14 protein-coding genes are annotated in these 13,516 nt (G+C 25.4%); 9 read left to right on the forward strand and 5 right to left on the reverse strand.

Going from position 1 to position 13,516, the window contains the following annotated elements; translation table 11 throughout:
- Window positions 1–275 precede the first annotated feature (275 nt).
- Both AC4FRL_RS00590 and AC4FRL_RS00595 read left to right on the forward strand, forming a co-directional pair.
- The gene (locus tag AC4FRL_RS00590; protein ID WP_491138015.1) at window positions 276–1,031 is read left to right on the forward strand and encodes a creatininase; all 756 of its coding nucleotides are present in this window, start codon (window positions 276–278) and stop codon (window positions 1,029–1,031) included.
- A gap of 47 nt (window positions 1,032–1,078) precedes the next feature.
- Window positions 1,079–2,014, forward strand: a complete 936-nt coding sequence (locus AC4FRL_RS00595; protein ID WP_491138016.1) for a DMT family transporter — start codon at window positions 1,079–1,081, stop codon at window positions 2,012–2,014.
- Between the two features lie 81 nt (window positions 2,015–2,095).
- Here the strand turns inward: AC4FRL_RS00595 and AC4FRL_RS00600 are convergent, their stop codons facing one another.
- Window positions 2,096–3,295 carry a PucR family transcriptional regulator gene (locus AC4FRL_RS00600; protein ID WP_491138017.1) on the reverse strand — a complete coding sequence of 400 codons (1,200 nt, stop codon included), beginning with the start codon at window positions 3,293–3,295 and terminating at the stop codon, window positions 2,096–2,098.
- Between the two features lie 157 nt (window positions 3,296–3,452).
- On the opposite strand from AC4FRL_RS00600, the gene AC4FRL_RS00605 reads away from it, so the two are divergent.
- Complete coding sequence (locus tag AC4FRL_RS00605) at window positions 3,453–3,863, forward strand: peptide deformylase (RefSeq protein WP_491138018.1); 411 nt, start codon at window positions 3,453–3,455, stop codon at window positions 3,861–3,863.
- Window positions 3,864–3,915: 52 nt separating this feature from the next.
- Here AC4FRL_RS00605 and AC4FRL_RS00610 read toward each other — a convergent pair whose 3' ends face one another.
- The gene (locus AC4FRL_RS00610; RefSeq protein ID WP_491138019.1) at window positions 3,916–4,605 is read right to left on the reverse strand and encodes a YjjG family noncanonical pyrimidine nucleotidase; all 690 of its coding nucleotides are present in this window, start codon (window positions 4,603–4,605) and stop codon (window positions 3,916–3,918) included.
- A gap of 111 nt (window positions 4,606–4,716) precedes the next feature.
- Here AC4FRL_RS00610 and AC4FRL_RS00615 point away from each other — a divergent pair, with 111 nt between their 5' ends.
- Window positions 4,717–5,655 carry a hypothetical protein gene (locus AC4FRL_RS00615; protein ID WP_491138020.1) on the forward strand — a complete coding sequence of 313 codons (939 nt, stop codon included), beginning with the start codon at window positions 4,717–4,719 and terminating at the stop codon, window positions 5,653–5,655.
- A 40-nt stretch (window positions 5,656–5,695) separates the two neighbouring features.
- Here the strand turns inward: AC4FRL_RS00615 and AC4FRL_RS00620 are convergent, their stop codons facing one another.
- Window positions 5,696–6,322: a GNAT family N-acetyltransferase gene (locus AC4FRL_RS00620; protein WP_491138022.1), complete on the reverse strand. Its 627-nt coding sequence runs from the start codon at window positions 6,320–6,322 to the stop codon at window positions 5,696–5,698.
- A gap of 127 nt (window positions 6,323–6,449) precedes the next feature.
- Between AC4FRL_RS00620 and AC4FRL_RS00625 the strand changes: the two genes are divergently transcribed.
- Entirely contained in the window at window positions 6,450–7,247 is a 798-nt protein-coding gene (locus AC4FRL_RS00625; protein WP_491138023.1) for a MerR family transcriptional regulator, read from the forward strand.
- 28 nt (window positions 7,248–7,275) lie between these two features.
- On the opposite strand, the gene AC4FRL_RS00630 is transcribed toward AC4FRL_RS00625, so the two are convergent.
- Window positions 7,276–8,547, reverse strand: coding sequence for a DUF4317 domain-containing protein (locus tag AC4FRL_RS00630; protein ID WP_491138024.1), 1,272 nt, complete (start codon window positions 8,545–8,547; stop codon window positions 7,276–7,278).
- Between the two features lie 283 nt (window positions 8,548–8,830).
- On the opposite strand from AC4FRL_RS00630, the gene AC4FRL_RS00635 reads away from it, so the two are divergent.
- Window positions 8,831–8,986 carry a zinc-ribbon domain-containing protein gene (locus AC4FRL_RS00635; RefSeq protein ID WP_491138026.1) on the forward strand — a complete coding sequence of 52 codons (156 nt, stop codon included), beginning with the start codon at window positions 8,831–8,833 and terminating at the stop codon, window positions 8,984–8,986.
- Between the two features lie 47 nt (window positions 8,987–9,033).
- Here the strand turns inward: AC4FRL_RS00635 and AC4FRL_RS00640 are convergent, their stop codons facing one another.
- Complete coding sequence (locus tag AC4FRL_RS00640; protein WP_491138027.1) at window positions 9,034–10,413, reverse strand: GntP family permease; 1,380 nt, start codon at window positions 10,411–10,413, stop codon at window positions 9,034–9,036.
- A gap of 343 nt (window positions 10,414–10,756) precedes the next feature.
- On the opposite strand from AC4FRL_RS00640, the gene AC4FRL_RS00645 reads away from it, so the two are divergent.
- The 3 genes from AC4FRL_RS00645 to AC4FRL_RS00655 all read left to right on the forward strand — a co-directional run bounded on the left by AC4FRL_RS00645 (window position 10,757) and on the right by AC4FRL_RS00655 (window position 13,482).
- Window positions 10,757–11,815, forward strand: coding sequence for a PTS sugar transporter subunit IIC (locus AC4FRL_RS00645; RefSeq protein ID WP_491138028.1), 1,059 nt, complete (start codon window positions 10,757–10,759; stop codon window positions 11,813–11,815).
- A gap of 34 nt (window positions 11,816–11,849) precedes the next feature.
- Window positions 11,850–12,779: a 2-dehydropantoate 2-reductase gene (locus AC4FRL_RS00650; RefSeq protein ID WP_491138029.1), complete on the forward strand. Its 930-nt coding sequence runs from the start codon at window positions 11,850–11,852 to the stop codon at window positions 12,777–12,779.
- 199 nt (window positions 12,780–12,978) lie between these two features.
- Entirely contained in the window at window positions 12,979–13,482 is a 504-nt protein-coding gene (locus AC4FRL_RS00655) for a hypothetical protein (RefSeq protein WP_491138030.1), read from the forward strand.
- The last annotated feature ends 34 nt before the right edge of the window (window positions 13,483–13,516 follow it).

Raw genomic sequence — 13,516 nt, forward strand, 5'->3', positions numbered from 1 at the left:
AGCTTAATATTACTGTGCACATAAAGAACATATTTTGGTAAAGAGTTTTGTATTTTTAGTACATTGTAACAAAATTTTACTCATTGTATACTGAGAACATAGCAAAATTCATTTAAAGAATTTTCAGCTAGAAGCTATATTTTAAGAAGCTTTGATTTTTAGCTAGGTATTTAATAAATTTTTTATTGTAAAGGATTTAAGTGAATATTCTAGCTAAAAATCAATTGATAAACTAAGATGAGCTGAATATTAAGACAAGAAAAGGGGATTTTATTATGTACGAAAATGTAAAAATGGAAAACATGACATGGAGAGAATTTGCGAAGAAAAAAGATGATGTAATCATCTTACCAATAGGATCTACAGAACAACATGGACCACATCTTCCAACTTGTGTAGATACTGTAATAGCAAAGGGGTTTGCTTATAGAATTGCTGAAAAAATAAATGGGGTTGTTGCACCAGCTTTATCATATGGATATAAATCAAAACCATTAAGTGGTGGTGGACCATTATTCCCAGGAACTATAGATTTAAATGGAGCTACATTACAAGCTTTAGTAATGGATATTATAGATGAATTTGTACGTGATGGATTTACAAAAATATTTATATTAAGTGCTCATTTTGAAAACGAAGCATTTATAGTAGAAGCTATGGACTTATGTTCAGCTAAATACGGAGATAAAGTAAAATTACTTCTTACTAACTGGTGGGATCCAATGTCTCCTGATGTAATTGATAAAGTTTTTGATGAAGTACCATTCCCAGGTTGGGCTTTAGAACATGCTGCTGTTACAGAAACTTCATTAATGATGTATTTTGCACCAGAACTTGTTAGAGAAGATAAAATAATGGATACAGAAAATGCAAGTCCAGCAACTTATTATAGATACCCAATTGAAAAGGATATTGTTCCAGAAACAGGAATACTTGCCTCAGCTAAATCTTCTTCAGCAGAAAGAGGAAAAATAATGGTAGATGATGTTATTCCAAACATTATCAAAATAATTGACAAAGCTTTTAATTAATATTAAATTAGTATTTGATAAATTTTAAAAAAGAAGTAGGGGATACTATGAAATTAAAAGGAATTATTTTAACAATGCTATCTTCAATTACCTTTGGTTTTGCCTTTACCTTAGGACCAATGACCTATGGACTTGAAGGAAGCAATCCAGTAACCTTGACCTTTTTAAGAAATTTTTTAAGTTTGCCATTTTTATTAGTAATAATTTTACTATTAAAAATAGATTTGAGAGTAACAAAAAAACAACTTAGAGACCTTATAATACTTGGATTTGTAGGAAATGCAATCACAACTTTAATGTTAAATATGGCATTTGCTTGTATAGATGTTGGAATAGTTACTCCAATACATTTTACTTATCCAATCTTTGTAACTTTAGGTTGTGTTATTTTCTTCCATGAAAAATTAAGCAAACAAAAAGTATTTGCTTTGATTGTTGCTATGTCAGGAATAGGATGTTTTTTCCTAACTGCCTTAACATCAGAATCCGTTGGTAAAAGTGCTGTATTAGGCCTTATATTAGCTGTAGCTTCAGGAATGTTTTATGCCTTTTATATTATCTTTATGGATAAGAGTGGTTTAAAAAGTGAACCACCTTTTAAGATAACATTTTATGTTGCAGTAGCATCTAGTATAGGAATGTTTATCTATGGCATAATTACAAAGGAACTTGTTTTAACTAATTTAACACCTAAAGCATGGATTTTATCAGCAGTATTTGCTTTCCTTTGTACAGTAGTAGCTTTATCTTTATTACAAGTTGGTATTAAATATATAGGGGCTAGTGAAGCCGCTGTTATAAGTACTTTTGAACCTATAACTAGCGTTGTATTTGGAGCAATACTTTTAGGAGAAAAAATAACACCTATGAAAATAATTGCATGTGCTTTAATTTTTGCAGGAGTATTAATTTTATCCTTTGCTAAAGAAAAACCAAAAGCTAAAAATGCTAATTTAGAAGTGAAAAAATCAATTGCAAATTAATATAATTTCTTAACAAATGAAAAAGAATGGACTATATAAAAATAAAATTTATTTTTATATAGTCCATTTTAAAACTATAATTTATAGCTTGTTTTGTAGATTTAAAAATTCAAAAATAAGTATGCTATTAAATAGCTCAAGGTCAGTCATAGCATCATCTAAATCTCTCTTGAGAAGGTTTTTAATTGTAGATAATCTATATAAGAGAGTATTTCTATGAATAAATAATTCTTGAGAAGTTTTTAAAAGATGCCTATTATTTTTAAAGTAGCATTTTAAGGTTTCTAAAAGATTCATTCCATGACTTTTATCATATTCTAAAATTGGTCCTATATTTTCATAACAATACTGATGAACATCTTTTATTTCAGAAAGTTCAATAAAAAGTCTTAAAATTCCAAGTTCATTATATTTAATTACCTTTGAATCGTTATCATACATATCAATCATAGAAAGTGCTTTAAAAGCTTCTTTATAGCTTGCCTTAATATTTTCTTCACTTTCTCTTATGCGACTAAAACTTAGGTTCATTTCTACATTACCAGAGTATTTTGATGACATAAGCTTAAATCCAGATTCAATATATTCCATAGATTTTTTAGCATCTTCATAGTCATTGCTAAAAACTAAGCTTAATATGTAATTTGCATATTCCATATGAATTAAGGTGTAGTTATTTCCTTTTAAAATATCTTCTAAGGAACTAGAGATATTTTTACTAAGAGAGCTTATATCATAAGGTGATTTTGAGGAATTTCTCATTTTTAATATGCTAATATAATGGAAAGGTCTTAATTTTATATTATAAAATTCTGCTAATACACTTATATTATCATTTATTTGGTCTTGTGAAAAAAGAAGAGATTCAAGAAAGTGCTTTCCGTTTTTAGCTTCCTCTCTTTTTTGTTCTATTTTTAGGAATATTTCTTGAATTATATCAATTAATTTTATATCCCAAGGCATTATAAATAAGGGAAGTGATTTGTTATTAGCTCTATTTATCATATCTTCAGTAATTTGACTTATATTTTTTTCATCAATTAAAATAACAATTCCAGCTAGTTTTTTTTGTATGCATTCTTCAATTAATAAAGATATATTTTCATTACTATCTTTATAAATAACAAAGAGAAGTTCTCCCCCATAAAGCCAATTTGAAATAGATTCTGTTGTCCTTACATAGGGCAAAGAAATTTGGTTATCTAAACCATTTTTACCAGCAATTAATTTTGCCTTTGAAAAATATTTAAGTTGAAATAAATCTTTGCAACAAAAACTCATAAAGTCACTCCTTTTAATCCCATTTCAATTCATATTATTTATTTTACCATTTTTTATTAATATATTAAATATTAATTAACATATTTACATATTTGTTTATTAAAGTTATATTTTAAGTAAGTTAAAGTAAATTATGTTAATTATAAAAGGAGATAGTATGGTTAAAAAAATAGTTAAAGATGTTTTATTTTTAAGTCAAAAGTCAGAGGAGGCTACAAAAGAGGATATTCAAGTTGTTTATGACTTAACAGATACTTTAAGAGCAAATTTAGAAAACTGTGTTGGAATGGCTGCTAATATGATAGGTGTTAGAAAAAGAATACTTGTTTTTGCTTTAGGAAATTTAATAGTACCTATGATTAATCCTGTTATATTAAAGAGTGAAAAGCCTTATGAGGTAGAAGAAAGTTGCTTATCTTTAGAAGGTCTTAGAAAAACCTTAAGATATGAAATTATAGAAGTTGAATATTTTGATAAAGACTTTAATAAGCATAGAGAAATTTTTAAGGGATTTATTGCAGAGATAATACAACATGAAATAGACCATTTTAATGGAATTATAATTTAAGTACATAGTAAAATAATAGCTAGTTTTATTTTAAATAAAACTAGCTATTATTTTATTTAATCAGTAAGTTTTCTAATTCTTTAAGAGTATTTATTTCATAGGTAGGTTTTATATTTTTTTTATTTTCTATTTTTTTAGGGTTATACCAACAGGTATCTAATCCTGCATTTATTCCTCCTTGAATATCAGAATTTAAACTATCTCCAACCATTAAGACTTTATTTTTTTCATTAAAATTCATTTCTTTTAATGTATAGTCAAATATTTTTTTATCAGGCTTTGAAATTAGTATTTCTTCAGAAATTACTATAGCTTCAAAGTATTTTGCAATTTCAGATTTTTTTATTCTTTTCTCTTGCACAATTTTTAATCCATTTGTTATTATAGCAAGTTTATAAAAATCTTTTAAATTTTCTATAAGGTTAAGAGAATCATCAAATAAAAATGAAGCGGAAGATAAATATTTTGTGTAAGAATTTGAAAAAGCATTTGCATCAATATTTAAATTTAGCTTATTAAAAAGTCTTTTAAAGCGTTCTATTTTAAGAGATTTTTGAGTAATAAGACCATTTTCGAAATCTTTCCAAAGGCTTGAATTAATCTTTTTATATATTTTTAAGTGATAGTTTTCATTATAGTTTATGTTAAATTCATTCATAGCTAATTTAAAAGCTTCTTTTTCAGATTTTTCAAAGTCAAATAATGTTTCATCAGCATCAAATATTATAAGTTCATATTTCATAATAATTCCTCCAAGAGTTTAAAATTTTTAAAGATTTTCTTTAGCTTTTACATATATTATAATATAAGGGGGCATATTTTTTCATTTTATTTTTAAAAGGGGGATAATTTTATGAAAAACAAAAAAATGAACTTTTTAGTTCTGTTTTTTCTTTTGAATGTTGTAATTTATATTTTTTACATAATATCTAAAAGAGTTTTAATGAAAAATGGAATTGAGTTTAGAGAAAATCTAGATAATTTAATGCTTTTATGTAAATTTTTAATAGTTTTCTTAGGAAACATTATAATAATTAAGTTTATTTGTAAGGAGAAAAAAGTAGGAAGTTTTTTTAAGGCTATTACTATATCCTTATCTTTTTTTGTAAGCTTTATTTTAATTTTAGGTTTTGTAATAATGCCTTATTTTTTCTATTCAAATCAAGAAATATTAGCTTATAGAGAAGGAAATTTATTAATTGCAAATTCTAGTTCAACTTTAAAAAATTCTACTATAAAGTTTTATGAGCCTATAAATTTCTTTTTAATGAAAGATAGTAGTAAATACGAAGATTTAAAAATTAATTTCCCTAAAAATATTTATGATTATGATGAAAAAAGATTTTTAGAAGGTAAATTTTTAGATATAAGAGATGAAAGTAGCTTTAAAAATTTAAATGTTTTTAGTGCAAAGGAAAAATTTAATAGTGGTGTTTTTAAGTACTTAGGAGATAATACTTATGATTTTGGTAATATAATAGTTAAGTTTGATAATAATGAGGTTGGTGTAAAAGAGGCTACAATAAATGAAGATATAGTGAGATATGGTGATATTAATATAATAGGAGAAAATATAGAAACTATTGAAGATAAATTAAAAAATATTAAAGAAGAAGGACCAGAGGTTGTTTTAGAAGAAGTTTTAGGAGAAGATAATACTAGAAATATATTAATTGGAAGAAAGTATACTTTACCAGAAAATAAAGATATTTATGAAATTTCATATTATGGCTATGTGTTAGTTCTTAATAAGGAGGGAGTAGTAAATAAGGTTAAATACTATAGTGAATAAAATAAAACCTTTCTTAAATTTTAAGAAAGGTTTTATTTTTTTAATATTTATAAGAATAAAGAAATATTTCTAAGTCAGAATTTATGGTTTTTATGTGTAAAGTTGCTTTGCATAAACAATTAAATCCTTGACTATCATAAAATCCATAGTTACATCTGCTATCTGTAAAAAGATAAAGGGAAGAAGAATCTTTGGATTTTAAATAAGAAAGTGCATCTTTTAATAATTTTTTTCCTAGTCCTAAGCCTCTAGCTTCCTTAGAAATAACAAATAAATTTATAGAACTATCAAATAAATTTTCTTTGTCTTTTAAAAGACTTAAGTAACCTTCTTTTATTTTTATAAATTCTTCAATTTCAAGAAAGTCATTTTCATCTTTTACTGGTAGGTCTTCTAAAGAGTTCTTTTCTTTTAAGGAATATAATTCTTCAAAGCTTTTTTTATCATTATCAGATTTACATAAGATAAATCCTAAAACCTTTGAATCTTTACAAACTACCTTAGCATAAGAGCTTTCCTTAAGTGTTTCTTTTAAGTAAGATTTTACTATTTCTTTTAAAAGAATTTCATTATGTATGAATTTATCAAAGCAAAAAGTTTCAGAAGTTAAGTTTTCTAAATAAGTAAGGTCTTCTTTTTTTAAATCTCTAAAAATTAAATTATCCATATATTATCAATCCTTTTTTTATTTTAAAATATATTATTCAAAAAGTAAGTATAAAGTATTGAGTAACTCTAATGTCAAGACATGATATATTATATTTATATAATCTTTTAAAAGAGAGGGTGAATTTATGAAACTATCTATAGGAGAAGTGGCAAAGCTTTTTAATATAAGTAAAGATACCTTAAGGTATTATGATAAAATAGGACTTTTAAAAGCTGAAGTTAATAAAGAAAATAATTATAGGTTTTATAATACTAGAGATTTAGAACAATTAGCCTTAATTTTAGGGGTAAAATATTTAGGAGTTAGTTTAAAGGAAATAAAAAGAGTTATAGAAAAGGAAGATTTAAAAGCCTATTCTGATTTAATAGAGACACAAAAGAAAATAATAGATGACAAAATAATAGAATTAAAAAATTTAAAAAGTTCTTTAGATAATAGTGAAAAAGTAATAGAAAGGGTTAAAAATTTTGAAAATACATATGACTTTAAGAAAATAAAAGAAGTGAAAACAAGTTTTAAGGTTTATGGAATAAAGATAGAAAGTATTTTAAAGAAAAATAAAAATTTAGAATTATTAAAACTAAAAGAGGAAAGACAATTATATTTTTATAAAATAGATAAAGGAAGATTTTCTATAGAAGAGGATGAATTTATATTTATAAGAGAGAATTATTATATAAAGGAATTTTTAAAAAAGATAGAATATAAGGAAAAGCCTATCTTGAAAAATATTCAAGGAGTTTTTTATGTAACAAATTTTTATGGAAGTTTAAAAGAGATAGAAGATTATATAATATCTATGAATATTAATTTAAACAAGAATAAAGAGGCTTTAATTTTTGTTCAATATAGCTTTTTTCTTCCTAAAAAGGATAGACAAGCTAAATATTTTGTTAAAATATATTTAAAAAAAGAGCTATAGGAAGTTAAATTTTCCTATAGCCCTTCACTTAAATTAAATCTTCTAAATCATTTACCTTTGTTTGTTCATTTTCATTTATAGGTATTACTAAGCATTTCTTACCTTCTATTATTTGAGAACTGATTTCTTGAACTTTTTCTGGCTTTACTTTAAGGATAATATCATAATCCTTTTCTAAATCTATATTATTCTCATCCTCTTCTTCTTTTAAAATTTCAGCTTCCTTACTAACTTCTTCAAGCTTATCCTTTAATACCTTTACCTGTTTTTCAAGATGTTCTTCTTTTCTTATTTGTTCTTTTAATTTTAAAGTTTTTTTATCTATTAAGCTTTCAGCTAAAGGAATATCCTCCTTAAAATTATCAATATAAGATTTTTCGATTTCTTCTTTAATATTTTCAGGAATATCGCTTTCTATAAGTATGGTTTGAATATCCTTATCTCCTAAGGACATAGGTTCTTTCTCTAAAATATCTTCATACATAGAATTATGTTCTTCTATCATGTTTTGTAAGTTTTCTTGTACTTCCATAAAGGCTTTTTCCCCTTCTTCTTCATCAGGGAAGGAATATTTTATAATATCTTTAAAAGCTAGTTTTTGTAAAGTTGCACTTTGTCTAGGAGTGCATCCTAATATATTTTCCATAACTTCCTCATGTATATCTTTAGGATTTTTAGTATAATACATAAGAGAATTTACATCTGAACTACGGTCTGTAAAAGCAGGGAAAACAAAACCTGTAGAAGGATTTTCAACTACCCAATCTCTTATTCTAGATTTTATTTCATTTTCTTCTTCAAAATATCTAAGACCAGGTTCTGATAAAGAAACAGGACATATAGCACATAAAATATATTCATAAACCTCTTCAGATTCATCTATTTTAATATTATCCTTAGTTTTAGTTATTACATCATAAGCATCATGGAAAAGGAGTATTAGAAAATTTCCTGTATAATCATAGTTATCAATAATTAATCTATAAAAATCATTAAGAAGTTCATCATCTTTTAATTTACTATTTTTTAAATTCATAAGAGATACTTGTTTTTCATTGACAAGATACTCATTTAAAGGAAAGGTAAGTTCTAATATATTGTTACCTATAGTACCAGATAGAACTTTTTTTGCTATTTCTAGATATTTAAAATATTCATCTTCATCTAGATTAAGAAAGGTTTCTTTAAAGTTTAAAATAATATTTTTTTCACCATTTACATAACAACCGCACATTTTTGTAAAGGTGCAATGGTCTTTTTTAAGACGCTTTTTTAATTCAAGTATATCTTTTTTATTCATACATAAACTCCTTATTTTTAATAAATGAATAAGTATTCTTTTATAAGTATAGTATTTTTTTTATTTTTATTAAAGCTTTTATTAGGTTACTTTTATTTAAATTAATTTAAATAAAATCTTTTAAAAAATAAATTTTAAATATAAGTTGCTAATATGTTAATAGTGTGTTAATATAAGAGGGTAGCAAAAAGCTAACAAAAAAAGTTTCATTTAGGTAAATAGTTTCTCGTAAATTAGGGATTATTATATCGATTTAGAATCTTTAATTTCAGGAGGAATGTTTATGTCAGATAAAATAATAACATGTAGAGATTGTGGAAGCGAATTCGTATTTTCAGTAGGAGAGCAAGAATTCTACAAAGAAAAAGGATTCGATAATGAGCCAACAAGATGTATGGCTTGTAGAAGAGCTAAGAAACAACAACAAAATAGAAGATAATTTTGAATTGTTATAGGCTGTAGTTTTAAACTACAGCCTTTTTTATTTTAAAATGAAAATCTTAAAGAAACTAACAATACAATTACAACTGTTGTAAATATAGGTATAAGTACAGAGGTAACAAGCATATCTTTATAAGCTTCTTTGTGAGTTAAGCTACAAATTGCCAAAGTTGTTATTACTGCACCATTATGAGGTAGAGTATCTAATCCACCAGAGGATAAAGAGGCTATTCTGTGAAGAATTTCAGGGGAAATATTTAAAGATTGACTCATCTGCAAATAAGTTTGAGATAGAGCATCTAAAGATATTCCAAGACCTCCTGAAGCAGAGGCTGTAAGACCACATATTAAATTAACAGATAACGCCTCAGAAATAATAGGGTTTGAGGAAAGTCCAAATATAGCACTTTGAACAAGAGTAAAAACTGATAAAGATTTTATTACACTTCCATAACCTACTATAGCACTTGAGTTTAGTAGAGGTTTAAAGGAATTTGTAACTCCCTTATCTAAAACCTTTTTTAAATTTTTGATTTTTTTAAAGTTTGTTACAATTAAGAATAAATCAGCTAAAACAATTGCTATTATTACACTCCAAGTTCCAGATACGTTACTTAAAGTTGTATTAAAATCCTTTAAATAACTTCCATCTATATTTTCATAATAAACCTTTGATAAAAAAAGATTTACTACAAATATTATTAAAATTGGAAAAATAGCTTTAAATATATTTGGTAAATTTTCGTAGTTTTCAGTAACTAAAGCATCTTTATGATTTCCATATCCTTCTCCCTTAGCTTTAGCTTTTTTAGCTCTATAAGTAAGCCATAACATACCTAAAGTTAACATAATAACACTTGCTAAAAGACCTATAATAGGAGCTGCAAAGGTATCTGTTCCAAAATACTTCATAGGTATTACATTTTGTATTTCTGGAGAACCTGGCATAGCTGTCATAGTGAAAGTAAAAGCACCAAGGGCTATGGTTCCAGGGATAAGTCTTTTAGGAATATCAGCTTCTCTAAATAAAGTAGAAGCTATAGGGAAAAGTATGAATGCAACTACAAATAAGGAAACTCCTCCATAAGTAAGAAGGGCACCAGATAATACAACAGCTAGTATTGATTTTTCTCTTCCAAGCTTTTTAGTAATAAAGTGTGCAATAGATTTTGCATAACCAACTTCCTCCATTAGTTTTGCAAAGATTGCTCCAGTCATAAAAAGTGGAAAATAGTTTTTTATAAAATTAGCAAAGCCTGTCATATATATTTCTGTGTAAGTTGCCATAAAATGAGAGTTAATTCCAGTTATAAATAGTATTGTAACTAAGGCTACAATAGGTGCTGTTATAATTGTAGAATAACCTTTATAAGCAAGATACATTATAAGTATTAAAGATAATATTAAACCTAAAACATCTAGCATTCTTTTTAAATAGAAGAATTAAAAATAAATTTTTCTTATTTTTAATTTTCTATATCTCCTTTCTTTTGTAAATTAATAATTTTCATTAGCCAAAATATTATATCATATAATAATCTATATTAAATAAAAAATATTCCCAAATAAGAAAAATATCTTTTTTATTAATCGTTTACTTACAAAGTTTTCTTTTAAAATACATAAAAAGGTATTAGCTTTAGATTTTATTATTGAAATTTCTTATTACAAAATCCTTGAATAATAAATTTTTTCAGAGAAATAATATTTAGTGAATTTTGCAATGTTATTTAACTAGCAAAAAATTTATTATAGGAAGAAGATTGTTATGGCACAAAAGAAAGAATTAAAAAAAGAAAATTTAAAAGCTAAAGATTACTTAAATAAGATTTTAGCTGGTACTGCAACTGGAATAGTTGTAGGATTAATACCTAATGCTATATTAGGAGCTATTTTTAAGAACTTTTTATATGTTTCACCTATATTTTCTACTCTTTATAACGCTGTAAATGTTATGCAGTTTATAGTTCCTGTAATAATAGGTGTATTAGTTGGACTACAATTTAATTTAAATGCAATGCAATCAGTAATTGTTGGAGCTGCAGTATTTTTAGGTTCTGGAGCCTTTAAAGTTAGTGAAGCTGGAGTTCAAATGGTTGGTATTGGAGATTTGATTAATATTATGCTAGTTTCCTTTATATCTGTATATATTATTAGGTTAATAGGAAATAGGTTAGGTTCTTTAACTATATTATTACTTCCTATTATAGCAGGAGCTGGAGTTGGATTTTTAGGAATGCTTATATTGCCTTATATTAGACAAATAACTATATTTATTGGAAATATAATGAACAATTTTACTACTTTGCAACCTTTATTAATGTGTATTTTAATAAGCGTTTCTTTTTCAATACTTATTATTTCACCAATTTCTACTGTTGCAATAGGAATAGCAATAGGAATAGCTGGTTTAGGAGCAGGTGCAGCAGCTATAGGTGTTACAGCATGTACAGCAATTTTAGTTATAGGTTCAATTAGAGTAAATCAAAGTGGGGTTACCTTGTCTATATTATTAGGTGCTATGAAAATGATGATGCCTAATCTTGTTAAATATCCTATTATTGCAGTTCCTATAATTTTAAATGGAATATTAAGTGGAATAGGTGCTTATTTATTTAACATAATAGGAACAGCAAATAGTGCAGGCTTTGGAATAGTTGGTTTAGTAGGTCCTTTAGCTGCAATAAATACTTTAGGAGCTACAAGTACTATATTGCAAGTAATTATAGCCTTTTTTATAATACCTTTTGTAGGAGCTTTTTTAATAGATTTATTTTTAAGAAAAGTTATTCACTTATATGATAAAAATATTTTTAAATATATTTAATTTATAAAAAAACATAAAGAGGAGAGTTAAGCAAATGAAAATTGCAATTGTTGGAGCAGGAGCTATGGGCTCAAGATTTGGATATATGCTAAATAAAGCAGGTAATGATGTTAAATTAATAGATGCATGGAAAGAACATGTTGATATTATAAATAAGGAAGGTCTTACTGTTACTGAAAATGGAGAAGATAAAAAGATAAAAATAAAAGCAATGTTACCAGAGGAGGCTAAAGAAGTTCCAGAGCTTATAATATTATTTACTAAATCTATGGGATTAGAACCTATGTTAGAGTCTATAAAGGGAATATTAGGAGAAAATACAAAGGTTTTATGTCTTTTAAATGGATTAGGACATAATGAAACCTTAGAAAAGTATGTTAATAGCAAGAATATACTTATGGGAGTAACTTTATGGACAGCAGGATTAAAAGGACCAGGACATGTTGTTTTAACAGGAGATGGAAGTTTAGAAGTTCAAAATATTCATAAAAGCATGGAAAAGGAAGCAAGAGAAATCTGTAATGTTTTAAGTAATGCTGGATTAAAAGCTCATTATAGTGAAAATGTATTATTTTCTATATGGCGTAAAGCTTGTGTAAATGGAACTTTAAATAGTGGATGTACAATTTTAGATTGTAATATTAAAGAGTTTGGTGAATTAAAAGAAGCACCAGAGCTTATACGTAATATAATAAAAGAATTTGCAAGTATTGCATGTAAATATGGAGTAAACTTAGATGTTGAAGAAGTGGCAAGAGGAATAGAGGCAATTTATGACCCAAGTCAAGCAGGAGCACATTATCCATCAATGCATCAAGACTTAATACAACATCATCGTCTTACTGAAATAGACTATATAAATGGATATGTATCAAAAAAAGGAAAAGAATTTAATATAAGTACTCCATATAACGATTTACTTACAATTCTTGTTCATGGAAAAGAGCAGTTGCTTATTAAATAAAAGTTTATAAGAGAGTAAATTTTAAGTTGATTTTTATTTTTATAAAAATCAACTTTTTTATATGACTTTATATAAGCTTATTTTAACTTATTGCAAATTTAAAAAATTAAATTTAATATAGTATATATATTATTTAAATTTTTATATAAGGTATTGTTTATTAAAATTAAGGCGATAAAGATTTAAGAAGGAGAAAATTATGAAAGAAATAAGAATAGAAAAAATTTCCTTAGAAGATTTTAAGAATAAATATAATGTAGAAAATATAGAGGCTTTAGAATCTTATGATTTAACAGATTTAAAATCACTTTTTAGCAGTTCCTCTGAAAAAAGCTATTTCTTAATAGGAGATAGATTATATAGTAGAGAAAAGAAAGAAGAAGCTTTTGGTAATATTTCTAAAGAAGATATAGTTTCCATTGAAGAATTAAATGAAAAATTTAGAGATTCCTTAATAAGTTTAAGAGAATTTTTATATCATGGTGGTGGAAATTTAGAATCAAAAGAGGCAATGGCAATTGAAAGGTCAATGAATGATAATTTAAAGGAAGCTAAAGAGATTTTAAAAAAGTATAAAAATATAGATAAAAATATATTAAAAAGTAGCAGTAAAAAATATTTTATGCCAGATTTTATTGAAGGACTTTTTGGAGAAGAAGAGTACAATTTTAATAATGAAATAGAAATAGATTGTGGTTTATAAAATAAAAAAATAGAAGCTTTTAAATAAAGCTTCT

It is taken from the genome of Clostridium sp. TJA032 (assembly GCF_058310275.1).